Source organism: Rugamonas sp. GW822-FHT03B10, from assembly GCF_058801745.1.
The window spans coordinates 241,244-265,169 of the sequence record NZ_JBXANP010000002.1 but is presented as its reverse complement, the minus strand read 5'-3'; the positions used below and the strand labels follow the sequence as shown (position 1 = coordinate 265,169).

At 67.3% G+C, this 23,926-nt stretch carries 17 protein-coding genes, 1 tRNA gene and 1 pseudogene; 5 read left to right on the top strand and 14 right to left on the bottom strand.

Features of this window, described 5'->3' with window-relative positions:
• Positions 1-2 precede the first annotated feature (2 nt).
• From AC1RQG_RS04410 to ybiB, 7 genes are all read right to left on the bottom strand, one after another.
• Positions 3-81: transfer RNA gene (locus AC1RQG_RS04410), tRNA-Ile, on the bottom strand.
• A 104-nt stretch (positions 82-185) separates the two neighbouring features.
• A complete protein-coding gene (gene rpoD, locus AC1RQG_RS04405) occupies positions 186-2,432 on the bottom strand; it encodes an RNA polymerase sigma factor RpoD (RefSeq protein WP_493128681.1) in 2,247 nt (748 codons plus the stop codon).
• A gap of 493 nt (positions 2,433-2,925) precedes the next feature.
• Positions 2,926-4,722 (bottom strand): DNA primase, encoded by a 1,797-nt coding sequence (gene dnaG, locus AC1RQG_RS04400; RefSeq protein ID WP_493128679.1) that lies wholly within the window; start codon positions 4,720-4,722, stop codon positions 2,926-2,928.
• Between the two features lie 93 nt (positions 4,723-4,815).
• A complete protein-coding gene (locus tag AC1RQG_RS04395) occupies positions 4,816-5,265 on the bottom strand; it encodes a GatB/YqeY domain-containing protein (protein ID WP_493128677.1) in 450 nt (149 codons plus the stop codon).
• A gap of 161 nt (positions 5,266-5,426) precedes the next feature.
• The gene (gene rpsU / locus AC1RQG_RS04390) at positions 5,427-5,639 is read right to left on the bottom strand and encodes a 30S ribosomal protein S21 (protein ID WP_008451879.1); all 213 of its coding nucleotides are present in this window, start codon (positions 5,637-5,639) and stop codon (positions 5,427-5,429) included.
• A gap of 185 nt (positions 5,640-5,824) precedes the next feature.
• Complete coding sequence (locus AC1RQG_RS04385; protein WP_493128675.1) at positions 5,825-7,036, bottom strand: BaiN/RdsA family NAD(P)/FAD-dependent oxidoreductase; 1,212 nt, start codon at positions 7,034-7,036, stop codon at positions 5,825-5,827.
• A 65-nt stretch (positions 7,037-7,101) separates the two neighbouring features.
• On the bottom strand, positions 7,102-8,088 hold the full coding sequence (gene ybiB, locus AC1RQG_RS04380; RefSeq protein WP_493128673.1) for a DNA-binding protein YbiB: 987 nt from the start codon (positions 8,086-8,088) through the stop codon (positions 7,102-7,104).
• A gap of 105 nt (positions 8,089-8,193) precedes the next feature.
• On the opposite strand from ybiB, the gene AC1RQG_RS04375 reads away from it, so the two are divergent.
• Both AC1RQG_RS04375 and tsaD read left to right on the top strand, forming a co-directional pair.
• Positions 8,194-9,252, top strand: coding sequence for a 3-deoxy-7-phosphoheptulonate synthase (locus AC1RQG_RS04375; RefSeq protein ID WP_493128671.1), 1,059 nt, complete (start codon positions 8,194-8,196; stop codon positions 9,250-9,252).
• Between the two features lie 179 nt (positions 9,253-9,431).
• A complete protein-coding gene (gene tsaD / locus AC1RQG_RS04370) occupies positions 9,432-10,472 on the top strand; it encodes a tRNA (adenosine(37)-N6)-threonylcarbamoyltransferase complex transferase subunit TsaD (RefSeq protein WP_493128669.1) in 1,041 nt (346 codons plus the stop codon).
• 22 nt (positions 10,473-10,494) lie between these two features.
• Here the strand turns inward: tsaD and AC1RQG_RS04365 are convergent.
• From AC1RQG_RS04365 to ybaK, 5 genes and pseudogenes are all read right to left on the bottom strand, one after another.
• A pseudogene (locus AC1RQG_RS04365) lies at positions 10,495-11,782 on the bottom strand (metal-dependent hydrolase).
• A 99-nt stretch (positions 11,783-11,881) separates the two neighbouring features.
• Positions 11,882-12,925, bottom strand: a complete 1,044-nt coding sequence (locus AC1RQG_RS04360; protein WP_493128667.1) for a GGDEF domain-containing protein — start codon at positions 12,923-12,925, stop codon at positions 11,882-11,884.
• A 136-nt stretch (positions 12,926-13,061) separates the two neighbouring features.
• A complete protein-coding gene (locus AC1RQG_RS04355; protein WP_493128665.1) occupies positions 13,062-13,709 on the bottom strand; it encodes a DsbA family oxidoreductase in 648 nt (215 codons plus the stop codon).
• 123 nt (positions 13,710-13,832) lie between these two features.
• The gene (gene plsY, locus AC1RQG_RS04350; protein WP_493128663.1) at positions 13,833-14,462 is read right to left on the bottom strand and encodes a glycerol-3-phosphate 1-O-acyltransferase PlsY; all 630 of its coding nucleotides are present in this window, start codon (positions 14,460-14,462) and stop codon (positions 13,833-13,835) included.
• Positions 14,463-14,676: 214 nt separating this feature from the next.
• Entirely contained in the window at positions 14,677-15,168 is a 492-nt protein-coding gene (ybaK, locus tag AC1RQG_RS04345) for a Cys-tRNA(Pro) deacylase (protein WP_493128661.1), read from the bottom strand.
• Positions 15,169-15,207: 39 nt separating this feature from the next.
• Between ybaK and AC1RQG_RS04340 the strand changes: the two genes are divergently transcribed.
• Positions 15,208-16,248, top strand: coding sequence for an endonuclease/exonuclease/phosphatase family protein (locus tag AC1RQG_RS04340; RefSeq protein WP_493128659.1), 1,041 nt, complete (start codon positions 15,208-15,210; stop codon positions 16,246-16,248).
• Here the strand turns inward: AC1RQG_RS04340 and AC1RQG_RS04335 are convergent.
• Positions 16,218-18,671, bottom strand: coding sequence for a sensor domain-containing protein (locus AC1RQG_RS04335; RefSeq protein ID WP_493128657.1), 2,454 nt, complete (start codon positions 18,669-18,671; stop codon positions 16,218-16,220). The two genes, AC1RQG_RS04340 and AC1RQG_RS04335, sit on opposite strands and share 31 nt — an antisense overlap.
• 497 nt (positions 18,672-19,168) lie before the next feature.
• Here AC1RQG_RS04335 and AC1RQG_RS04330 point away from each other — a divergent pair, with 497 nt between their 5' ends.
• Positions 19,169-20,380, top strand: a complete 1,212-nt coding sequence (locus AC1RQG_RS04330; RefSeq protein ID WP_493128655.1) for an efflux RND transporter periplasmic adaptor subunit — start codon at positions 19,169-19,171, stop codon at positions 20,378-20,380.
• Positions 20,381-20,383: 3 nt separating this feature from the next.
• Positions 20,384-23,512: an efflux RND transporter permease subunit gene (locus AC1RQG_RS04325; protein ID WP_493128653.1), complete on the top strand. Its 3,129-nt coding sequence runs from the start codon at positions 20,384-20,386 to the stop codon at positions 23,510-23,512.
• A gap of 181 nt (positions 23,513-23,693) precedes the next feature.
• On the opposite strand, the gene AC1RQG_RS04320 is transcribed toward AC1RQG_RS04325, so the two are convergent.
• Positions 23,694-23,882: a hypothetical protein gene (locus tag AC1RQG_RS04320; RefSeq protein WP_493129281.1), complete on the bottom strand. Its 189-nt coding sequence runs from the start codon at positions 23,880-23,882 to the stop codon at positions 23,694-23,696.
• Between the last annotated feature and the right edge of the window lie 44 nt (positions 23,883-23,926).

Below are 23,926 nucleotides of genomic sequence, written 5' to 3'. Positions count from 1 at the left end.
ATTGGTAGGCCTCCCCGGAGTCGAACCGGGCACCAACGGATTATGAGTCCGCTGCTCTAACCAGGCATGAGCTAGAGGCCCAAAGTGCTGCTGTTGCGCTGGGGCCCGATGCCGCACCTCACGAACGCGTTCGTTGTCAAAACGAACCCGAGAGGATAAGCGGCATCCGGGATGCTAGTCAAGTCTTAGTTACCTTCGAGGAAGCTCTTCAGCTTGTCCGAACGCGATGGGTGGCGCAGCTTGCGCAGGGCTTTCGCTTCGATCTGGCGGATGCGCTCGCGCGTCACGTCGAACTGCTTGCCGACCTCTTCCAGCGTGTGGTCAGTTGACATTTCGATGCCGAAGCGCATGCGCAGCACTTTCGCCTCGCGCGGCGTCAGCGAGTCGAGCACGTCCTTCACCACGCCGCGCATCGAGGCGTGCAGCGCGGCGTCGGACGGCGCCAGCGTGTTGTTGTCCTCGATGAAGTCGCCCAGATGGGAATCGTCGTCGTCGCCGATCGGCGTTTCCATCGAGATCGGCTCCTTGGCGATCTTCATGATCTTGCGGATCTTGTCCTCGGGCATCTCCATCTTGATGGCCAGCGTTGCCGGGTCCGGCTCGGCGCCCGTTTCCTGCAGGATCTGGCGCGAGATGCGGTTCATCTTGTTGATGGTTTCGATCATGTGCACCGGGATGCGGATGGTGCGCGCCTGGTCGGCGATCGAGCGCGTGATGGCCTGGCGGATCCACCACGTGGCGTAGGTCGAGAACTTGTAGCCGCGACGGTATTCGAACTTGTCCACCGCCTTCATCAGGCCGATGTTGCCTTCCTGGATCAGGTCGAGGAATTGCAGGCCGCGGTTGGTGTATTTCTTGGCGATGGAGATGACGAGGCGCAAGTTCGCCTCCGTCATTTCGCGCTTGGCCTTGCGCGCCTTCATCTCGCCGGCCGCCATCTGGCGGTTGATGTTGCGCAGGTCCGGCAGCGGCAGCACGACGCGCGCCTGCAGGTCGATCAGCCGTTGCTGCAACTCCTTGATGGTCGGGATGTTGCGGCCCAGGATGGCGCTGTAGGCGTGGCCGGCGGCCACTTCGCCATCGACCCAGTCCAAGTTCGTTTCATTGCCGGGGAAGACCTTGATGAAGTGGGCGCGCGGCATGCCGCATTTGTTGACGGCCACGTCGAGGATCTGCTTTTCGATGTGGCGCACCTCGTCCACCTGGCCGCGCAGCGTGTCGCACAGCTTTTCGACCACCTTGGCCGTGAAGCGGATGCCCAGCAGTTCCAGCGAGATCGCTTCCTGCGCCTTGACGTAGGCCTTGGAGTTGTAGCCATCCTTCTCGAACGCCTTGCGCATCTTGTCGAACTGCAGCGAAATGACGTCGAACTTCTCCAGCGCCGTGGTCTTCATCGCCTCCAGCTGTTCGGCCGAGAAACCGGCGGCGCCCGACGTGCTGGGCTCTTCCTCCTCTTCCTCTTCCTCTTCTTCCTCTTCTTCCTCTTCCTCGTCGTCCTCGCTGGCGGCGGCCGGGGCCGGCGCGGGGGCGGGGGCGTCCTCGTTCTCGTCGACCAGGCCGTCGACGATCTCGTCGATCTTGATCTCGTCGGCGCGGATGCGGTCGGAGGCGGCGATGATCTCGGCGATCGTCACGGGGCAGGCGGAGATGGCCTGGATCATGTCCTTCAGGCCATCCTCGATGCGCTTGGCGATCTCGATCTCGCCTTCACGGGTCAGCAGTTCCACGGAACCCATCTCGCGCATGTACATGCGCACCGGGTCGGTGGTGCGGCCGAAGTCGGAGTCGACCGTGGACAGCGCGGCCTCGGCCGCCGCTTCCGCCTCGTCGTCGCTGGTGACGGTGGCCACGTTGTCCGACAACAGCAGCGTCTCGGCATCGGGCGCGTGCTCGTAGACGGCGATGCCCATGTCGTTGAAGGTGCCGATGATGCCTTCGATCGCTTCCGGATCGACGATGTTCTCGGGCAGATGGTCGTTGATCTCGGCGTAGGTGAGGAAACCGCGTTCCTTGCCGAACTTGATCAGGGTCTTGAGTTTCTGGCGCCGGCGTTCCAGTTCTTCTTCGCTCGCTTCCGTGTCCGACGAGAACGCGTCCTTGAGCAAGGCCTTTTCCTTGGCCTTGCGGTCCTTGGCCTTGGCCTTGTCCACCGCCTTCAGCTCGGCCCGCTCGACGGCGTTCAGGGCCGCCACTTCATCGTTCTCGGGCTGGAATTCCTTGGGCTTGCGACCGCGCCGGCCGGGCACTTTCACCGTGGGCAAGACGTAGCCGGACGTGTCGATGGCGGCCAGCGTGGCCGCATCCGTCGTCTGGCTCACCGCCGGCGGGTTGCTGGCGACGCGCGCTTCCGGCTTGTCCGTCGCTTTCGCAGACTTGGCGGTCACTTTGCTGGGCTTTGCAGCCGCTTTGGATTCAGGTTTCTTGGTTGGCACAGGCGCTTTCGATTACACAACGACTTGCTTATTTAGGATAAAGTTCTTGCGGCCCTTGTGGAGCCTCTGTCTTCGAACTTGCCGACCACACAAGTCCGACAATACTGCGACTTACTTACACCTTGTTGGGCACGATCCGCGTCCACAACAGATTCCCTGCCGACGACCGGGACGGCCGTTTTCGGCAGAAATTCTACTGCATTTGACATGCGTGTGGGGGCTGGAGCCATGACTGGTTCACGGGCGAACGGAACATTCGCCATCGGCCGCACGTTGATGCGCCGGTTCAACCAAAGCCGGCCCTGGCCGCCGACGCTGCCTTACCGCGCCGATCAAGAGCCTAACTTGCTAAAAAACAAACACACTCTGAACTGAAAAACGATGCCAAAATAGACAACACTTAGCGTTTTATTATAGCACGCACATTTTCAATTTCCAGAGGGCAGGCGCCCGCCCCACCCGCTGTCACATCATGGCCGGCCCCGGCAAGCGCCTAGCGGTGCGACAACTCCGCTTCTGCCTCGCGCAACAACTGATCTTGCTTCGAGGTAATCTCGCGGTAGCGCACGCCGAGCTCGTCGGACGACAGGCCGGCCGCCAGCAAATCATGCAACTCCTGCTTCAAGGCGTCGTTCTTGACCTGGCGGATGGCGCCACGCAGGAACAACCGCACCGCGTCGAAATCGGACTCGGGCTCCTTGACGATCTCGGCGATGATCGCGTCGTACTCGTCGCCCTGCGACTTCAGATGTTGCGCAAAAGCAGCAAAACCACCGTTCGGGCCCATCGCCTGCGCCTGCGCCACGAGCTGGGCCAGCCGTTCGGCCGGTTCCGCGCCGAAATAGTTGAACGCGGCCAGCGCGTCGGCGTCGATGTCGAGCGCCAGCGGCGGGTGCGCCACCAGCAGGCGCACGATCTGCAATTCCAGGCCCACCGGCACCGGCCGGCCGCTGCGCGGCGGCGCCTGGCGCGCCACGGCCACCGGCTTGGCCAGCTCGAACAAGGCCTCGATCTCGGACGGCGTGCTTTGCGTCAACTGGGCCAGCGCGCGCACGATCTGCAAGCGCAAGGCCGACGGCGCCATCGCCTGCAGCAGCGGCTTGGCGTCGAACTGGGCGCGGGCCCGGCCTTCCGGTCCGTTCAAATCATGCTCGCCGACCACTTCCTTGATCAGGAACTGCGACAGCGGCATCGCCTCGTGGATCTCCTGCTCGAACGCCTCGGCGCCGTGCGCGCGCACATAGCTGTCCGGATCATGCTCGGTGGGCAGGAACAGGAACTTGATGGTCTTGTTGTCCGACACGTGGGGTAGGCACGCCTCCAGCGCGCGGCGGGCGGCCCGGCGGCCGGCCTTGTCGCCGTCGAAACTGAAGATCACATTGTCCGTTTGCCGCAACAGTTTCTGCACGTGGTTGGTGGTGCAAGCCGTGCCCAGCGTGGCCACCGCCTGCGGGAAGCCCATCTGGGCCAGCGCCACCACGTCCATATACCCTTCCGTCACCAGCACGTAGCCGGCGTCGCGGATGGCCTGGCGCGCCTCGAACAAGCCATACAACTCGAAGCCCTTCGAAAATAATGGCGTTTCCGGCGAATTCAAGTATTTCGGTTCACCATGGTCGAGCACGCGGCCGCCGAAGGCGATCACCTGGCCCTTGGTGTTCTTGATGGGGAACATGATGCGCTCGCGGAAGCGGTCGTAGCGCTTGCGGTTGCCGCCGTCCTCGTCCACCTTGTCGATCACCAGGCCCGATTCGGCCAGCACCACGGCCTCGTAGTCGGGGAACACGGCGCGCAGGTTGTCCCAGCCGGCCGGCGCGTAGCCGAGGCCGAAGCGGGCCGCGATCTCGCCCGTCAGCCCGCGGTTCTTCAGGTAGGCGATGGCGTTGGTGGCGCCGCGCAACTGGGCGCGGTAGAAGTCGCAGGCGCGCGTCATGGCGTCCGTCAGGGCCATGCTGTGGGCCTGCATCTGGGCCCGCTGGGCCGGCGGGATCTTGTCGTCCTGCTCGGGCACCACCATGCCCACGTTCTGCGCCAGTTCCTTGACGGCGTCCACGAAGCCCATGCCCGAATATTCGATCAGGAAGCCGATCGAGGTGCCGTGGGCGCCGCAGCCGAAGCAGTGGTAGAACTGCTTGGTGGGGCTGACCGTGAAGCTGGGCGACTTTTCACTGTGGAACGGGCACAGGCCCATGAAGTTGGCGCCGCCTTTTTTCAGCTGCACATAGCGTCCCACGATGTCGACGATGTCGACCCGGTTCAGCAAATCGGAAATGAAAGATTGCGGTATCACGTGCTGGCGCGGCCTTGTTTGGGATCAGACTATACCGCCGCGCCCGGCCCGGCCTTGCGGCGGCTCAAGGTGCGGCGGCGAACTTCTCAACTATTACGCGGGGCTCAAGGCCTTCTTCACCAACGCCGAAACCACCGTCATGTCGGCGCGGCCAGCCAGCTTGGGCTTGACGATGCCCATCACCTTGCCCATGTCCTGCGGACCGGCGGCGCCCGAGGCGGCCACGGCGGCGGCCACTTCGGCCGCGATCTCCTCGTCCGACAGGCCGGCCGGCATGTAGGCCGACAGCACGGCCAGTTCCACCTTCTCGATGTCGGCCAGGTCGGCGCGACCGCCGGCTTCGAACTGGGTGATCGAATCCTTGCGCTGCTTGATCATCTTTTCCACGATGGCGATGGTCTGGGCGTCGTCCAGCTCGATGCGCTCGTCCACTTCCTTGCGCTTGATCTCGGCGATCAGCAGGCGGATGGTGTTGAGCTTGCCGGTTTCCTTGGCGCGCATGGCGGCCTTCATATCTTCGGTGATTTGTGCTTTCAAGCTCATGGCGGACTTCCTATCAAAATAAACAGTTTATAAATGAGAAAACCCGCTGCGGCGAACCGGAGCGGGTAAGCGACTCATCTGGACTAACGGCATCCAAACGCTGCACAACATGGCCCGAGGCGACATAAGCCGCACTGCCGGGGCCAGCTGCCAGAACAGTCTTAGAACAGTTTCTTAGGCAGTTGTTGGCTGCGGATGCGCTTGTAGTGACGCTTCACGGCAGCAGCCAGCTTGCGCTTGCGCTCAGCCGTTGGCTTTTCGTAGAACTCGCGTGCGCGCAGTTCGGTCAGCAGACCGGTTTTTTCGATGGTGCGTTTGAAGCGACGCATTGCGACTTCGAACGGCTCGTTTTCTTTAAGGCGAATAGTGGTCATGTAAAAATTCAAACCGTTGAGGTTATAGGAAGAAAGAGACTATAGCAGCTTTTATCCAAAAATGGAAGATGCATGGCCGCCAAAGCGGCCAGCCATGCGGCTTTCAGTCAACAAAACTTAGGCCGGAGTGCAATCTTTCCCGCACCTCAAGGCCAACTGCCGCTACTTCAAGGTCGATCAGTATATCAGACTGCCTGCCCGGCCGCCACACCGGAAGCCCAAGCCCATTGGAAATTGTAGCCACCCAGCCAACCCGTCACGTCCACCGTCTCGCCCACGAAGTACAGGCCCGGCACCTTGGTGGCCATCATGGTCTGCTGCGACAGTTCGCGCGTGTCCACGCCGCCGCGCGTCACCTCGGCCTTGCGGTAGCCTTCCGAGCCGTCCGGCACCAACGTCCACTGGTTGATGGCCTGGCCCAGCCGGCGCAACTGGGCGTCCGGCAGGTCGGCCAGGCGCGCGTCCAGCGCGAAGCCGTGGGCCAGCAGCAAGCCCTCGGCCAGACGGGTGGGCAGCCATTGGGACAGCACGTTGCCCAGCTGTTTCTTGATCGTGCCCTTGCCCTCGATCAGGGCCTGGGCCAGATCCATCTCCGGCAGCAGGTTGATGACGATGGGCGTGCCCGGCTGCCAGTAGCTGGAAATCTGCAGGATGGCCGGGCCGGACAGGCCGCGGTGGGTGAACAGCAAATCCTCGCGGAAGCGCCCGCCCGTCTGGTTGCGGCCCTTGAAGCTGCCCGTCTCCACGTCCACTTCCAGCGCGATGCCGGCCAGCGGCACGAACGGCTTCCAGGCCGCCTCGTCGAACGTGAGCGGCACCAGCGCGGGGCGCGGCTCGACCAGCTTCAGGTCGAACTGGCGCGCGATGCGGTGGCCGAAGTCGGTCGCGCCGATCTTGGGGATGGACAGGCCGCCCGTGGCCACCACCACGCTGGCCGCCTCGATGTCGCCGCTGTCCGTTTGCAGCAGGAAGCGGCCATCCGGCTGGCGCTCGACGCCGGCCACCTTGCACGGCATGCGCCACTCGACGCCGCCGGCCGCGCATTCGTCCTTGAGCATCTGGATGATCTGCTCGGCCGAGTCGTCGCAGAACAGCTGGCCCTTGTGCTTCTCGTGGTAGCCGATGCGGTGCTTCTTCACCAGCGCCAGGAAGTCCTGGGCCGTGTAGCGCGACAGCGCGCTTTTGCAGAAGTGAGGATTGTCGGACAGGAAGTGCTGCGGGCCGGCGTGCAGGTTGGTGAAGTTGCAGCGGCCGCCGCCGGAGATGCGGATCTTTTCGGCCAGCCGGGTCGCATGGTCGAGCAGCACCACGCGCCGGCCGCGCTGGGCCGCCACGGCCGCGCACATCATGCCGGCCGCGCCCGCGCCGATTACCGCCACATCAAACTGTTTCGCCATGTTCTTCCCGGTCCCGCGTCATCACAAAGGCGTGATTGTACTGTGTGCGGACGGCGCGGCGTGGATCAGGCCAGTGGTTCGCTCGCGTGCTGGCGCGAGCGCAGCGTGCGCGACACCAGCAGAATCTGCGCCACCTGCTCGGCGATCGACGGCGGCACCGGCACCTCGCCGCGCAGCACGGAGGCGATCCAGGCGGCCGTGGTGGCGGCGTCCTTCTCCTCGGGCAGCGCGGGCAGTTCCTGCACCAGCGTCTGTTTGGGCACCAGCATGGTGCGCAGGCCGCCGTGGAACCAGTCGATCTGCTGGGCCTTGTTGGCGTTGGCCACCGTCTCGCCTTCCGTGCCGCGCATCAGGAAGGCGTCGCCGCGCTCGTGCAGGGCGGCCGTGGTGAAGTACTCGCCCAGCATCTCCAGGTATTCCGGGTGCGTGTACGACACCAGCCGCAGCGCCGGCTCGGCGAACGGCTGCATGATCTTGACCAGCGTGTGGGTCGAGTTGCGCACGCCCAGCACGGCGCGCAGCGCCAGCATGCGCGCCAGCTTGGGCGCCAGCGCGTCGATGGTGATGAAGGCGGCGCGGCCCTGCGCCATGGCCTCCTCGGCCTCGGCGGGGTCCTGCGCCGCGGTCACGCCCAGCGCCTCGAACACCTCGGCCGTGGCCACGCGGCCGGCGTCGCGCGCCACGCCGTGCACCAGCACCGGCACGCCCTCGCGCGCCAGCAGCATGGCCAGCAGCGCCGTCAGGTTGGCCATCTTGCGGGCGCCGTTGTAGCTGGGGATGAGCACGGGCGCGTACGGGCCGGTCGGCGCGGCCAGCGGCGCGAACGAGGCCTCGGCCGCGTCCAGGAAGCCGGCGATCTCCTCCACCGACTCGCCCTTGATGCGCATGGCCAGCAGGATGGCGCCCAGCTCAAGGTCGGACACGCGGCCGTCGAGCATGGCCTGGTACAGGTCGTGGGCGTCCTCGCGCGTCATGCTGCGGGCGCCGTTTTTGCCGCGGCCTATCTCCTTGATGAAGCGGGCGGCTGGAAAGGGGGTGTCGGGTGTCGTCATGGCCGATAGCTTACACGGAATTGACGCGGCGCAGCGACGCCGGCCCGTTCGCGCCATTTCAGCTACACTATGGCTCCCCCGGAAAAACCACAGCAGAGAACCACCATGATCTCCCCAGATATCGAAAACATCAACATCACCTCGTTCGGCCCCATGCCGTCGCCGGAAGCCCTGCACGCCAAGCTGCCGCTGACCGACCTGGCCTCGGACACGGTGATGAAGGGCCGCGAGGCGCTGCGCAACATCATCGACCGCAAGGACAAGCGCCTGTTCGTGGTGGTCGGCCCGTGCTCGATCCACGACCCGGTGGCCGGCCTCGATTACGCGCGCCGCCTGAAGGCGCTGCAGGAGGAGGTGGCCGACACCATGCTGCTGGTGATGCGCGTGTATTTCGAAAAGCCGCGCACCACCACCGGCTGGAAGGGTTACATCAACGATCCGGACATGGATGATTCGTTCCGCGTGGACGTGGGCATGGAGAAGGCCCGCCGCTTCCTGCTCGACGTGTGCGAAATGGGCCTGCCCACGGCCACCGAGGCGCTCGACCCGATCTCGCCCCAGTACCTGGGCGACCTGATCGCGTGGACCGCCATCGGCGCGCGCACCACGGAATCGCAGACCCACCGCGAGATGTCGTCGGGCCTGTCCACGCCGGTGGGCTTCAAGAACGGCACCGACGGCGACATCGGCATCGCCATCAACGCCATCCTGTCGTCGGCCCATCCGCACTCCTTCCTGGGCATCAACAGCCAGGGCAACGTGGCCATCGTGCGCACGCGCGGCAACGCCTACGGCCACGTGGTGCTGCGCGGCGGCGACGGCCGTCCCAACTACGACTCGGTGTCGATCGCCATCGCCGAGCAGGCCCTGGCCAAGGCCAAGCTGCCGGCCAACCTGGTGGTGGACTGCTCGCACGCCAACAGCTACAAGAAGCCGGAACTGCAACCGCTGGTGATGGCCGACGTGATCCACCAGATCGTCCAGGGCAACAAGTCGCTGGTGGGCGTGATGATCGAATCGAACATCGTGGCCGGCAACCAGAAGATCCCGGCCGACCTGAGCGAGCTGAAATACGGCTGCTCGGTGACGGACGCCTGCATCGACTGGGACACCACGGCCAGGATGCTGCGCGACGCGGCGGCCCAGCTGCGCCACCGCCCGTAAGAAGTCCGGCGCAGGCACGCCAGTCCTGCGCGCAACGGCACGCCGACGTCCGGGCGTCCGGGCACCCCGCCCTCGGCCCCGGCCCCGCCCCGGCGCCAGCCCGGCGCCCGCCGCCGCGCAGCCCGGCGCGGGCGCTTTCCTTTACAATGGCGGATTACCTGTTCACATCCGCACTCTTCATGATCGTTCTCGGCGTCGAATCCTCCTGTGACGAAACCGGCCTTGCGCTGTACGACACGCAACGCGGCCTGCTGTCGCACGCCCTCCATTCCCAGGTGGCCATGCACGAGGAATACGGCGGCGTGGTGCCGGAACTGGCCTCGCGCGACCATATCCGGCGCGCCATCCCGCTGCTGCAGAAGGCGCTGGACGGCGCCGGCGTCGCCATGGCCGACATCGACGCCATCGCCTACACCCAGGGCCCCGGCCTGGCCGGCGCGCTGCTGGTCGGCTCCTCCATCGCCTGCAGCCTGGGCCTGGCGCTGGACAAGCCGGTGCTGGGCGTGCACCACCTGGAAGGCCATCTGCTGTCGCCGCTGCTGGCCTCGCAGCCACCGGAATTCCCGTTCGTGGCGCTGCTGGTGTCGGGCGGCCACACGCAGCTGATGCGGGTCGACGGCGTAGGCCAGTACACGCTGCTGGGCGAAACGCTGGACGACGCGGCCGGCGAAGCGTTCGACAAGTCGGCCAAGCTGCTGGGCCTCGGCTATCCGGGCGGCCCCGCCATTTCGCGCCTGGCCGAATTCGGCGACCCGCTGGCCTACACGCTGCCGCGCCCGATGATGCACACCAAGGACTTCAACTTCAGCTTCTCGGGCCTGAAGACGGCCGTGCTGACGGTGGTGAAGAACCACCAGCAGCAGGTGCTCGCCAACATCTGCGAGCAGGACAAGGCCAACATCGCGCGCGGCTTCGTGGACGCCATCGTCGACGTGCTCACGGCCAAATGCGTGAAGGCGCTCAAGCACACGGGCCTGAAGCGGCTGGTGATCGCCGGCGGCGTCGGCGCCAACGCGCAACTGCGCGCCTCGCTCAACGAGGCGGCCGCGAAGAAGCGCTTCAAGGTCTACTATCCCGAGCTGGAATTTTGCACCGACAACGGCGCCATGATCGCCTTCGCCGGCGCCATGCGCCTGCAGATCAATCCGCAGGCGGCCCAGCGCGACTACTCGTTCAACGTGCGGCCACGCTGGCCGCTGGAAGAACTGCGCGTCATCTGAGCCCGTTCCGTTTCACGCGCCGCTAGCGCGCCGCCGATGGCACGCCGCGCTGGCCGACCGTCAACGCGGCCGGCGCCGGCGCGGCCAGCAGATCGGCGCGCGGATCATCCCAGCCGGGCACACCGCGCGGACAGGCGCTGCCGCGCAATGCGCCGAAACGCAGCGTGGTGAAATTGCCGCGCGGGGTCGCGGCGAAGCGGTAATCGGACGCCTCGCCCGCCGCCATCGCCAGGGCCGGCGCGCGCGCGAACCGCAGCCAGGCGTTGACGTGGCAATCGTCGCGCTGCAAGCGGCGCAGCGCTTGCAGGCTGGCCGTCACCTCGCTGATCTCGACGATGGCCGGCGCCAGCGCCACCCGCGCGCCATCGTCCACCAGCCGGCGCGGACAGGCCAGCGGCGCCAGCCAACCGGGCGCCAGGCTGGTCACGCCGCGCCGCATGCGGTAGCTGCCGGCCGCCTCATCGCTTTCCACCGACACGAAGTTCCAGCATAAGGGCTGCGACGGATAAGCTGTCATCGCCACGTCCAGCACGCGCGCGGCCGGGTCGGTCCGTTGCAGCGCGGCGCGGATGCGCTGGCCACCCACGTGCGAGGCCACGCCCTGCCCCGCCACATACACGCCGCACAGGCCCAGCGCCAGCAGCAGCGCGGCGCGGCCACGCGCGCCGGCCCGCCGCTGCGCGGCCCCCAGCAACGCGCCCGTGCCCAGCAGGGCCGCGCATGACGCCGCGCCCAGATAGCCCTGGGCCGTGAAGAACAACAGCGCGCACACCGGCACGGCCAGCGCCGCCACGCGCGCGCGCCGCGTGGCCAGCATCATGGCCAGCGGCGCGCCGATTGCTATCCAGTACAGCGGCTCGACGATGAATACCATGTCGCCATAGAACCAGCGGCCGTCGAACGGATAGAACGGATGCAGGCCATAGGAATTGGTGTAGTCGAGCAGCAGGTGCAGACCGAGGCCGGCGGCGATGCTGGCCGCCAGTCCCCGTCGCGCGGGCGCGCTGGAACGCAGCAGGGCGCGCGCGGCCGGCCAGCACAGCCACACCAAGGCCGCCAGCGCCAGCGCTTGCGGCAACGCGTACAGCAGCGTGTGTGTGGCCACGGTGGTTGAGCAGATAGCCCAGCGGATCGGGCAGCTGCCCGGACAGGAACAGGTCGAGGTCCGGGAAATTGCTGGCCAGCGCGCACGCGGTCAGCAGTAGGCGGCGCCGTGTGCGGGCCAGCGCGGCATCGGTCTCGGGCGGCAGGCTGCGCTCCAGCAGTTCGCCCACGCCCAGGCCGACGACGGTGTGTGTGATGTTATCCATGCACGGCATCTTACCGGATGCCGGATGGGGGCGCCGGGGGCCGCCGCCAAGCAGGGCGGCGCCTCAAATGCCGCCGGCCGCGCAGGCCGCGCAGGCAGCTCAGTAGGCGATCTGGTTGCGGCCCGACTGCTTGGCCCGCAGCAGGGCGGCGCCGGCCTGGCGCAGCAGGCTGTCGCCGTCCGCGATCTCCATGTGGTCGAACGCGCCCACGCCCACGCTGGCCGTCATCGGCAGCAGGCGCGTGGCGACCAGGTGCTGCTGCGCCTCGATCTTGATGCGCAGGTTCTCGGCCAGCTTGCAGGCGCCGTCGAACGGCGTGTTGGGCAGCACGATGCAGATTTCCTCGCCGCCGTAGCGGGCCGCGATGTCGATCACGCGCACGCTCTCGCGCAGCATGCGGCCCACGCTGGCCAGCATCTGGTCGCCCACGGCGGGGCCGTAGTTGTCGTTGACCTGGCGGAAGTGGTCGAGGTCTATCATCAACGCCGACAGCGGCGCGCGGAAGCGCTTGGCGCGCGCCGCCTCGAACTTGAGGCGCTGCAGCAGTGAGCGGCGGTTGTGCAGGCCGGTCAGCTCGTCCGTGACGGTCAGCTGCTCCAGCTCGCGCATCGATTGCGTGAGCGCCTTGTCCTTGGCGCGCAACTCGATCAGGGCCATGGCCTGGCGCGCCAGCCGCGCCAGCACCTGGCGCTGCTCCTCGCCCAGGCGGCCCGGCACCGAGTCCATCACGCACAGCGTGCCGATGGCGAAACCATCGGACGACGTCAGCGCCACGCTGCTGTACATGCGCATGAACGGCGCGTTGACGGTGAGCGGCATGTGGGCCGTGCGGTAGTCCGCTTGCAGGTCGGGGATTTCGGTGGCGCTGTCGCCGAGGATGGCCAGCGAGCAGTAGCAATCGGTGCGCGGCAGCGCGGCCAGCTCCATGCCCGTGTGGGCCTTGATCCAGACGCGCTCGGCGTCAACCAGGGAAATGAAGGAATACGGTACGTTGCATAGCCTGGCAGCGAGCTCGGTGAGGAAGTTGAATTCCTCGCTGGCGGGGGTGTCAAGGATGTTGTAACGATGCAAGGCGGCCAGGCGGAACTGGTCGGTCAGTGGTCTCGCCGTGGGCAAGACGTGGATTTTTTCTGCGGCCAGCATAAGACCCCCAAAGCAACACTATCGACGCCGACGCCGGGATAGCCGGCATGGCTGACCCGGGCCTTTTGTTACTTTGACAGTTTATCCCAAAACCGGGGCCACGAGCGGGTTCGTGACCCACGGTCAACAGCAAATTTTAAGCCTCCGTCATGATCTGCCGCAGCGCGCGCTCGAACACCTCGACCGGCTGGCCGCCCGAGATCAGGTGGCGCTGGTTGATGATGATGGCCGGCACGGAATTGATGCCGTGGCGCGCGAAGAATTGCTCGCGCTCACGCACCTCGTCCGCGTATTGATTGCTTTCGAGAATCTCCGACGCCGTGGCCGGGTCCAGTCCCGCCTCGCCGGCCAGCTGCACCAGCACGTCGTGCGCGCTGGGATCGAGGCCGCGGCTGAAATAGCCTTCCAGCAAGGCCAGCTTCAGTTCCTTCTGGCGCCCCTGCAGCTCGGCCCAGTGCAGCAGGCGGTGGGCGTCGAAGGTGTTGTAGATGCGGCTGCGCTGGTCGAGCGCGAAGTCGAAGCCCACCTCGGCCCCGCGCGCGCGGATGGCGGCCCGGGTCTGGGCTTGCTGCTCGACGCTGGCGCCGTATTTCTCCATCAGGTGCTCGGTGATGTCCTGGCCCTCGGGGCCCATGTTGGGATTCAGTTCGAACGGCTGGAAGTGCAGCGTGACGTCGGCCTCGTCGCCGATGCGGGCGATGGCCGCGTCCAGCGCCTTGAGCCCGATCGCGCACCAGGGACAGGAGACGTCGGAGACGAAATCGATGGTCAGTGGGGTAGTCATGTGGGGCCTTTGCAATGGTGACGCGCCGCGCGAGGTGCCGGCGCCCGCGCCCCAGATGGCGGCGGCGCGGCGAAATTCAAGCGGGCCGGACGGGTTGGCCCCGTGGCCGGCCCGGGCCCGCGCTTACTTGTGCTTGGCCTTGGCGGCGGCGGCGCTCTTGCTGCCGATGCGGCTTTCCTTGCCGGCCAGCAGGTTCGAGATGTTCTGGCTGTGGCGGTAGGCCAGCAGCACGCTCATGGCCACGACGGCGAACAGCTGCGGCTCCACGCCGAACAGCAGGCCGTAGTAGAACGGCGCGAACAGGGCCGCGATCAGCGCGGCCAGCGAGGAATAGCGGAACGCGAACGCCACCACCAGCCAGGTGACCAGCGTGGCCAGACCCAGCCATGGGTTCAGGCCCAGCAGCACGCCCAGCGCCGTGGCCACGCCCTTGCCGCCCACGAAGCGGAAGAACACGGGCCACAGGTGGCCCAGGAACACGGCGATCGCCACCAGCGCGATCGTCATGTCGCCCACCTGCAACTGGTCGGCGTAGCGGATGGCCAGCCACACGGCCAGCCAGCCCTTGGCGCCGTCGCCGATCAGGGTCATGATGGCGGCCTTCTTGTTGCCACTTCGCAACACATTGGTGGCGCCGGGGTTCTTGGAGCCGTAGGTGCGCGGGTCGGCGATGCCGAACAGGCTGCTCATCACGACGGCGAACGAGATCGAGCCCACCAGATAGGCGGCCACGGTCATCCATACAGTATTCATTGTGTCCCTTTGCAGATAATTCCCGGCGCGCTGGGCCGGGGGACGGTGAATATACACCAAGCCCGCCCCCGACCGGGAAAATTGTGCGGTTTTGCCAACGCCTTATGAACCAGGAAGTCGTTTCAAAACGACCATGGCTAGGCGTGGCAACGAAGACAGTGCGCGTGCACGGCGAGGTGCCACAACGACGCCATGGGCGTTTTGAAACGACTTCTCAGTCGGCCAGCGCGCAGTGCACCGGGCGCGCGTTCAGCACGTCCAGCAGCACCCGCGGCGCGATGCCGACCAGGTAGCCGCGCCGGCCGCCATTGATATAAATCGTTTCCAGGTCGAGGATCGATTGCTCGACGTAGACCGGCATGGCCTTGCGGGTGCCGAACGGCGAGGTGCCGCCCACCTGGTAGCCGCTGTGGCGCTGGGCCACCTCCGGCTTGCACGGCTCGACCGACTTGCAGCCGATGGCGCGCGCCAGGTTCTTGGTCGACACCTTGCAGTCGCCGTGCATCAGCACGATCAGCGGCTTGGCCGCCTCGTCCTGCATCACCAGCGTCTTGACCACGTGGTGCTCATCCACGCCCAGTTCGCGCGCCGACACGGTGGTGCCGCCATGCTCCTCGTAGTCGTACGGGTGTTCGCTGAAGGCCACCTTCTGCTTGCGCAGCAACTGGGTGGCCGGGGTTTCGGAAATGTGTTCTTTCTTTGCCATGCCGTGATACGCTAAACGTTCGCTAAGGAGTGTCGCATTATGCAGCAAGAAATTCGCTTTGCCACTTTCAATGTTTGCAACCTGGCCCCGCCGGGCGAGAAATTGTACGACAACCTGGCGCCGCTGACGGCGGCGCAGTACGAAGCGAAAATCGATTGGACCGCGCGCCAGCTCGACCTGCTGGACGCGGACGTGGTCGGGCTGCAGGAGGTGTTCAGCCTCGACACGCTGCGCGCGGTGCTGGCGCGCAGCCGGCGCTACGGCGGCGCCAGCGTGGCCGGGGTGGCGCCCGATCCGCTGGCCGAGCGCCTCACGCCGCAGGTGGCGCTGATCTCGCGCCTGCCGCTGGCCGCGCCGGCCACCAGCCATCCCACCTTCCCCGCCGGCGTGGCCATGCCGGCCGGCGGCCGCGACGCCGACCGCTACGCGCGCGCGCCCGTGCACGCGCAGCTGCTGCTGCCCTGCGGCGACGTGCTCGACGTGCTGGTGGTGCACCTGAAATCGAAGCGGCCCGACTACCGCAACGGCGGCAACGGCGGCAACGGCGGCAACGGCGGCCATGGCGGCAACGACGGCAACGGCAACGGCAATGGCGACGGCGGCGGCGATCCCGTGCAGTACGCCCAGGCCAACCTGCGTTCCCTGATCCGGCGCGGCACCGAGGCGGTGGCGCTGCGCGCGCTGGCCGGCGAGCTGGCGCTGGGCACGCACCGGCCGTGCGTGGTGCTGGGCGACTTCAACGACACGCTGGACGCCGTCACCACCAACATCGTGCTGGGCGCGGGCGGGCCGGGCGAGGAGCTCCGGGGCCGCCTGTTCGACTGCAACCAGATCCAGCTGCGCCAGGACCAGGCCCGCCACCTCGGCTACACCAACGTCCACGAGGGCCGCTACATGACCATCGACCACGTGCTGGTGTCGGAGCAGTTCCACCCGGCCTCGCCGCGCGCCATCGGCGCCGTGCTGGACGTGAGCTACCTGAACGACCACCTGCTGCTGCAGCGCCCGGAGGCGTCGGACCACGGCCAGGTGCTGGTGCGGCTGCGCCTTTACGGCGAGGACGGCGCCACCCGCGCGTAGCTGCCCTGGTACTGGTCGCAGCCCTGCTCGCGCAGGAAGCGCAGTTGCGTCTCCGTCTCCACGCCTTCGGCCAGCACCTTCATCTTCAGGCTGTGGGCCAGCGCGATGATGGCGCTGACCACGGCCGCCTCGGCCGGCTCGTGCTCGAAATCGTTGACGAATGAACGGTCGATCTTGAGCTTGTCGACCGGATAGTCCTTCAGGTGGCCGAGGCGCGAATAGCCGGTGCCGAAATCGTCGATCACCAGGCTCAGGCCCAGCGTGCGCAATTCCTGCAGCATGGCCATGGCGCCGCCATCCTTCATCAGCGCCGCCTCCGTGATCTCCAGCGCCAGCAGCGACGCCGGCAGCTCCGACGCCAGCAGCGCCTCGCGCACCGTGGCCGCCAGCCCGCGCTGCATGAACTGGCTGGGCGACAGGTTGACGGCCACCACCAGCGGCCGGCCCGCGTCGCGCCAGCCGCGCGCGCGGCGGCAGGCCTCCTGCAGCACCCAGGTGCCGATCGCCACCATCAGGCCGCAGTCCTCGGCCACGCCGATGAAGCTGGCCGGCGCCAGCAGCCCCAGTTCCGGATGGCGCCAGCGCACCAGCGCCTCCATGCCCTGCACCTCCCCCGTGGCCAGGTCCAGTTCGGGCTGGAACACCAGCTCGAACTGGCGTTCGGCCACGGCGCGCCGCAGGTCGTTCTCGAAGCGCACGCGCTCCGTGATCTGGACGTTCATCTCGGCGTTGAAGAACTGGTAGCGGTTGCGGCCATGCTCCTTGGCGTGGTACATGGCCAGGTCGGCGTGGCGCACCAGGGTGTCGATGTCGGCGCCGTCGTCGGGGTAGACGCTGATGCCGATCGAAGTGGTCACGTCCAGCCGGTGCTGCTCGAGCACATACTGCTGCGTGATCGCCTGCAGCACGGTGGCCGCCACGTGGGCCGCCTGGTCCACGGCGCCGATGTCGGTCAGCACGATCAGGAACTCGTCGCCGCCCTGGCGGCTCACCGTGTCCACCGCCCGCACGCAGCGCAGCAGCCGCGCGGCCACCTCGCGCAGCAGCAGATCGCCCACGTGGTGGCCGAGCGCGTCGTTGATGTGCTTGAAGCGGTCCAGGTCCAGGAACAGGACGGCCAGCATGCTGTGGTGGCGGCGCGCCGCCGTCAGGGCCAGGTTCAGGCGGTCCAGCAGCAGCGCGCGGTTCGGCAGGCCGGTCAGGAAATCGTGCTCGGCCAGATGGCGGGTGTGGGCCTCGGCCTGCTTGCGCTCGGTGATGTCCGACAGCATGCCCATGTAATTGCAGACCTGCTGGCGCGCGTCGCGGATGGCCGTCAGCGCCAGCCAGGCCGCGTAACGGCGGCCGTCGGCGCGCACCGCCCACACTTCGCCCTGCCAGTGGCCCGCCTCCTCCACGGCGGCCAGGATGCGCTGGAACTGCGACTCGTCCTCGATGCCGCAGCGGTGCGCGCCCAGCGGCTGGCCCAGCATCTGCGCGCCGTCGTAGCCGGTCACGTCGCCGTAGGCGCGGTTGACGGCCGCGATCACGTGCCGGCCGTCCGTGAGCACGATGGCGTCGCGGCTGTTCTCGAACACCTGGGCCGCCAGGCACAGCGACTGCTCGGCCTCCTTGCGGGCCGAGATGTCGCGGATCGCCGTGTAGAGCGTGTGCTGGCGGCCCAGCGTGACGGAGGTCATCAGCACCTCGGCCCAGAACGGCCGGCCCGCGCCGTTCAGGTAGCGCCAGTCGAAGCGCAGATTGCCCAGCGCGCGGGCCTGGCGCGCGCGCAGCCGGGCGGCGGCGGCCGACGCTTCGCCGTCGGCCTGGCAGGGCGGCGACAACTGGGCCAGCGTGCGCCGCAACAGGGCGTCCTTGTGGGGGTAGCCGAACAGCGCCAGCGCGGCCGGGTTGGCGTCGACGATGCGGCCGCGCCGCAGCAGCACGATGGCGTCGCTGGAGCGCGCCATCACGTGGTGGAAATGGGCGCCGACCGACAGTTGCGCGCTCTCCTCGGCCTTGCGCGCCGTGATGTCCACGTCGAGGCAGAACACCTGGTCCGGCGCCCCGGCCCGGCCGACCGGGAACATGGTGGAATAGATCCACACGGTGCGCCCGTCGGCCAGCCGCATGCACCAGTCGCGCGCGGCGCCGGGCTGGCCGGTGCGCCACACGCGGGCGATGGCCGCCGCGTAGTCGCCGGCCCGCGCGGCCGGGCGCAGCAGCGCCTCCAGCGGCCGGCCCAGCGCGTCGGCCGTGGCCACGCCGTACAGGCGCGCGCTGGTGTGGTTCCAGAACCGCACGATGCCGGCCCGGTCCACGCTGCGCACGGCCACCATGGGCGTCGCTTCGATCACGGCCACGATGCGCGCGATGACGTCCAGCGCTTCACGGCCGGTGCCTTCGTAGCGCTCGCCACCGGCGCTGTCTGCTGGGATACTCACGTTGACCTCACGAAATAAGAGTCCTTGGGGACCTCGAAAACCGTCGTTGCGCCCCCGGACCTACGAGTTCCCGCCACGGGCCACGTGGTCCGAGGCTCAGTATGGGTTCCCGCCTGCGCGGGAACGACGTACTTGCGGTGGTTCGAAGTCCCCCCCTTATCCGCGCTTATGCCATTCTTCCTTGCCCCCGCTCCGCGCGCTTGACTTCGCTCAAGAAAGCCACGTCCACCGTCCCGCGCCATAACATCGGTTGCCATAAACCAACAAATCGCGGCGCGCGGGCGGTGGCGGCCGCGGCGCTGGCATCCGTTTTTTTGCAGCTCACGCCCGTTTTCCTGCGCTTTGTCGCATTCCGGTGGCGGCCGGCGGCCCCTCTTTTTAAAGTGGCAACATGCGTTCAACGGCAGACGGAGGCAAGGGGGACAGGACTGTCCCCCTTCCAACTAGGTGTCGGCGCAGTCCTTCCCCGCCGCCCCATTCCAGAAAAAGACGACGACATGAAAATCGAGACCCTGCCTTCCCAGCCCACCTTGCGCCGCCACCGCTGGCGCGTTCCCGTGATCGCCGTGGCCGTGCTGGGTCTGGCCGGCGGCGGCTGGGCCCTGCTGCGGCCCCAGCCCACGGCCGCCCACGCCAGCGAGCAACAGGGCAAGCCGAAGGCGGACGCGCCCCCGGCGCTGGAGCTGGCCGCCACCGACGTGGCGACCATCGCGGCCCGCTCGCTGGCGCTGCGCCTGCCGCTGTCGGGCTCGCTGGCGCCGCTCAGCCAGGCCACCGTCAAGTCCAAGGTGTCGGGCCAGGTGGAGCTGACCACGGTGCAGGAAGGCATGGCCGTCACGGCCGGCCAGGTGCTGGCGCGCATCGACCTGGCCGACCTGCGGGCCCGCCTGGCGCAGCAGCAGGCGGCGCTGGACGAGGCCCAGGCCAGGCTGTCGCTGGCCAGCAAGAACGAGGCCAGCAGCCTGGCCCTGCTCAAGCAGAAATTCATCGCCCAGACCGCCTATGACGCGACCCAGAACAGCGTGGAACTGGCGCGCGCCAACGTCAAGGCGGCCGCCGCCGCCGTCGAGGTGGCCCGCATCGCCATGAACGACGGCGTGATCCGCGCCCCCATCAGCGGCATCGTCAGCAAGCGCCACGTGCAGGCCGGCGAGAAGCTGGCGCCCGACATGCCGGTCTACACCATCGTCAACCTGGCCGAGCTGACGCTGGAGGCGCAGGTGCCGGCGTCGGAGATCCCGCGCATCGCGGTCGGGCAGCAGGTGCGCTTCAACGTGGACGGCTTCCAGCAGCGCGAATTCACGGGCAAGGTGGCCCGCATCAACCCCACCACGGAGGCCGGTTCGCGCTACATGCTGGTGTACGTGGCCGTGCCCAACGCCGACGGCGCGCTGCGCGGCGGCATGTTCGCCAAGGGCAGCCTGGTCACGGCCCGCTCGGCCGTGGCGCCGCTGGTGCCGCTGGCGGCCGTGCGCACGGAACAGGGCCGGCAAGTGGTGTACACCATCGTCCAGGACAAGGTGGCCGTGCAGCCGGTGGCGCTGGGCATGCGCAACGACGACGAGGGCTATGCCGAGGTGACGGACGGCCTGGCGCCCGGCGCCAGCGTGATCGTCGCCAAGCTCGACGGCCTCAAGGCCGGCAGCCCCGTCAAGCCGCCGGCGCGCGCGGCCGCGGCGCACGCGTCGCAACTGGCGCAGAAGGACTGAGCCATGTGGATCACCAAAGTCAGCATCCAGAACCCCGTGTTCGCCACCATGGTGATGGTGGCGCTGGTCGTGCTCGGCCTGTTCTCGTACCGGGGACTGGGCCTGGAGGCCATGCCCAACGTGCAGATCCCGGTGGCCATCGTCGAGGTGCAGTATCCGGGCGCCTCGCCCGAGGCGGTCGAGAACGACATCACGCGGCCGCTGGAGGACATCATCAACACCGTCAGCGGCGTCAAGACCCTGCGCTCCAACTCGTGGGAAGGCCGGGCCGGCATCTATATCGACTTCAACCTGTCGACCAACATGGACAAGGCCATGCAGGACATCCGCGACAAGGTGGCGCTGGTGCGGCCGCGCTTCCCCAAGGAGGCCAAGGATCCGTTCATCGCCCGCGTGGAGGGCGAGAACGAGCAGCCGATCGTGCAACTGAGCCTGACCGCCGGCGCCCACTCGCTGCGTGAATTGTCGACCCTGGCCGACCAGGTGATCACCAAGCGCTTCCAGGCCGTGCCCGGCGTGGGCCAGGTGCGGTTGACGGGCACCCGCGTGCGCCAGGTGCTGGTCAGCCTGCGCCCGGCCGACATGACGGCGCAGGCCGTGGGCGTGGACGAGGTGATCGCCGCCATCCAGGCCACCAACACCAACCTGCCGGCCGGCAGCATCAGCTACGGCGCCAGCGAACAACTGGTGCGGGTCGAGGGCAAGATGAAACAGGCGCGCGAGTTCAGCAAGATCATCGTGGCGCGCCGCGCCAACGGCCCCGTGTTCCTCGACCAGGTGGCCAGCGTGGTCGACGGCGAGCAGGAGGAGCTGTCGATCTCGCGCCTGAACGGCCAGCGCGCCATCTCGATCGAGATCACCAAGCAGCAGGACGCCAACGTGGTGGCGGTGGGCACCGGCATCCAGCAGGTGGCGGCCGACCTGAAGAAGACGCTGCCGGCCGACATCGAACTGAAGGTGCTGAACGACGATTCCGTGCACGTGCAAAGCCAGCTGACCAACGTCAAGGAGACCATCATGGAAGGCGCCGTGCTGACCATGGTGATCGTGTTCCTGTTCCTGCACTCGTGGCGCAGCACCATCATCACCGGCCTCACGCTGCCGATCTCCGTGATGGCCAGCTTCATCGCCATGAAGGCGTTCGGCTTCACGCTCAACTTCCTGACGCTGATGGCGCTGTCGCTGTGCATCGGCCTGCTGATCGACGACGCCATCGTGGTGCGCGAGAACATCGTGCGCCACCTGGGCATGGGCAAGGACCACCGCCGCGCGGCCGGCGACGGCACCAACGAGATCGGCCTGGCCGTGATGGCCACCACCTTCGCCATCGTGGCCGTGTTCGTGCCGGTGGCCTTCATGCAGGGCATCATCGGCCGCTTCTTCCTGCAGTTCGGGGTGACGGTGGCGGTGGCCGTGCTGGTGTCGCTGTTCGTCAGCTTCACGCTCGACCCCATGCTGTCGTCCGTGTGGCGCGATCCGGTGCAGGACCGCTTCAAGTACGCGCCGTGGCTGGGCCGCTTCATGGCCTGGCTGGAGGGCGGCGTGCAGCGCCTGCACGGCGTGTACGGCAAGGTGCTGGCCGTGGCGCTGCGCTGGCGCAAGACCACGCTGGCCGTGGCCCTGGCCCTGTTCGTGGCCAGCCTGGCGCTGGTGCCGATGATCGGCGGCGAGATGTTCCCGGACACCGACGACGGCCGCATCTTCATGCGCTTCAAGACCCCGGTCGGCTCCAGCCTCGACTACACGGACAGCAAGGTGGCCCAGGCCGAGGCGGCGCTGAAGGGCTTCCCCGAGATCGTCGACGTGCTGTCGCGCGTGGGCACCCAGGACGGGCGCAACACGGCCGACGTGATCATGAAGCTGAGCGACCTGAAGACGCACAAGCGCCGCTCGCAGAAGGAACTGGAAAAGCTGGTGCGGGCGCGCCTGTCGAGCATCGCCGGCATCACGCTGTCGGTGGGCCAGAAACCGATCTTCATCGCCATCCTCGGCACCGACGAGGGCAAGCTGGACGCCGTGGCCCAGCGCCTGATGGACAAGATGCGGCACATCAAGGGCGTGGCCGACCTCGAATACAGCCAGGAGGGCGCCAACCCGTCCACCACCATCAAGATCAACAACGAGCTGGCCAGCGACCTGGGGCTGTCGGTGCAGCAGATCGGCGCCGCGCTGCGCCCGTTCGTGGCCGGCGACACGGTCAGCCACTGGCTGGCCGACGATGGCCAGAACTACGACGTGAACGTGCAGCTGCCCAAGTCGGGCCGGCAGAAGATCGCCGACCTGGCCGACCTGTCGCTGGCGTCGAGCAAGCTGGGGCCGGACGGCAAGCCCATCATGATCCCGCTGCGCCAGGTGGTGGCATTCGTGCCCTCGTCCAGCCCGCAGGTGCTCAAGCGCCAGGCGCTGCAGCGGCGGGTGGCCATCTACGCGGCCGTGGAGGGCCGGCCCGGCGGCGACGTGGACGCCGACATCAAGCGCGCCATGCAGCAGATCGACCTGCCGGCCGGGGTGCGCTTCGACGTGGCCGGCAGCGCCCAGGACATGGAGGAAACCATGTCGGGCGCCGCCATGGCACTCGGCATCGCCGTGATCTTCATCTACCTGGTGCTGGCGTCGCAGTTCGGCAGCTTCCTGCAGCCGGTGGCCATCATGGTGTCGCTGCCGCTGTCCTTGATCGGGGTGCTGGTGGCGCTGCTGGTGACGGGCACCACGCTCAACATCTTCTCGGTGATCGGCTTCATCATGCTGATGGGCCTGGTGACCAAGAACGCCATCCTGCTGGTGGACTTCACCAACCACGGCCAGCGCGCGGGCCTGAGCCAGTTCGACGCCATCATGGAGGCGGGCCAGGTGCGGTTGCGTCCGATCCTGATGACGACGCTGGCGATGGTGTTCGGCATGCTGCCGATGGCGATCGGCATGGGCGACGGCGGCGAGTTACAGGCGCCGATGGGCCGCGCCGTGATCGGCGGCGTGCTCACCTCCACCCTGCTGACGCTGGTGGTGGTGCCGGTGGCCTATACGTATCTGGATAATCTGGGCAAGCGGGCGGCCCGCTATTTCAAGGGCACGCCCGAGCATGGCGTGGCGGCCGTGCCGGCGGTGGCGCGGCAGGAGGCGGATGTGGCGTGACGGTGGCGCTGGCCGCAGGGTCGGCCCCGTCAAGGATCTGGCCCTAAAGCCGTCGTGCCCGCGAAAGCGGGTACCCATGGGACGCTTGATCTATGTAAACGCTGGCGTTCTATGGGGGGAATTCAGGCAATGCCTGGATTCCCGCCTGCGCGGGAACGACGTTCTGGCGGCGCGTGTGGGCTTATTCGGCGGCGGCGCCGTCGGCCGGCGTGTCATCCGTGTCCTCGCCGGCATCGGCGTCGGCGCCCTCCTCCCCGGCCGCGCCCGGATTGTTCTTCAGCTCCGCCTTGCGCCTGGCCTTTTCCTCGGCTTTCTTTTTCTTCTCTAACTCGCGTTGCCGCTTTTCATATTGGAAATTTGTCTTTGCCATTTGCATCCTCTGGTTTCACGATAATGTAATCACTCAGGCACATT

Bases quoted from the DNA above. Each gene is read 5' to 3' on its own strand.
- AC1RQG_RS04325 (WP_493128653.1), top strand. From the start codon at position 20,384: ATGTGGATCACCAAAGTCAGCATCCAGAACCCCGTGTTCGCCACCATG.
- plsY (WP_493128663.1), bottom strand. From the start codon at position 14,462: ATGAATACTGTATGGATGACCGTGGCCGCCTATCTGGTGGGCTCGATC.
- AC1RQG_RS04395 (WP_493128677.1), bottom strand. From the start codon at position 5,265: ATGAGCTTGAAAGCACAAATCACCGAAGATATGAAGGCCGCCATGCGC.
- rpsU (WP_008451879.1), bottom strand. From the start codon at position 5,639: ATGACCACTATTCGCCTTAAAGAAAACGAGCCGTTCGAAGTCGCAATG.
- AC1RQG_RS04360 (WP_493128667.1), bottom strand. From the start codon at position 12,925: ATGCTGGCCGCAGAAAAAATCCACGTCTTGCCCACGGCGAGACCACTG.
- AC1RQG_RS04375 (WP_493128671.1), top strand. From the start codon at position 8,194: ATGATCTCCCCAGATATCGAAAACATCAACATCACCTCGTTCGGCCCC.
- tsaD (WP_493128669.1), top strand. From the start codon at position 9,432: ATGATCGTTCTCGGCGTCGAATCCTCCTGTGACGAAACCGGCCTTGCG.
- ybaK (WP_493128661.1), bottom strand. From the start codon at position 15,168: ATGGCAAAGAAAGAACACATTTCCGAAACCCCGGCCACCCAGTTGCTG.
- AC1RQG_RS04330 (WP_493128655.1), top strand. From the start codon at position 19,169: ATGAAAATCGAGACCCTGCCTTCCCAGCCCACCTTGCGCCGCCACCGC.
- ybiB (WP_493128673.1), bottom strand. From the start codon at position 8,088: ATGACGACACCCGACACCCCCTTTCCAGCCGCCCGCTTCATCAAGGAG.
- AC1RQG_RS04355 (WP_493128665.1), bottom strand. From the start codon at position 13,709: ATGACTACCCCACTGACCATCGATTTCGTCTCCGACGTCTCCTGTCCC.
- AC1RQG_RS04385 (WP_493128675.1), bottom strand. From the start codon at position 7,036: ATGGCGAAACAGTTTGATGTGGCGGTAATCGGCGCGGGCGCGGCCGGC.
- AC1RQG_RS04320 (WP_493129281.1), bottom strand. From the start codon at position 23,882: ATGGCAAAGACAAATTTCCAATATGAAAAGCGGCAACGCGAGTTAGAG.
- AC1RQG_RS04340 (WP_493128659.1), top strand. From the start codon at position 15,208: ATGCAGCAAGAAATTCGCTTTGCCACTTTCAATGTTTGCAACCTGGCC.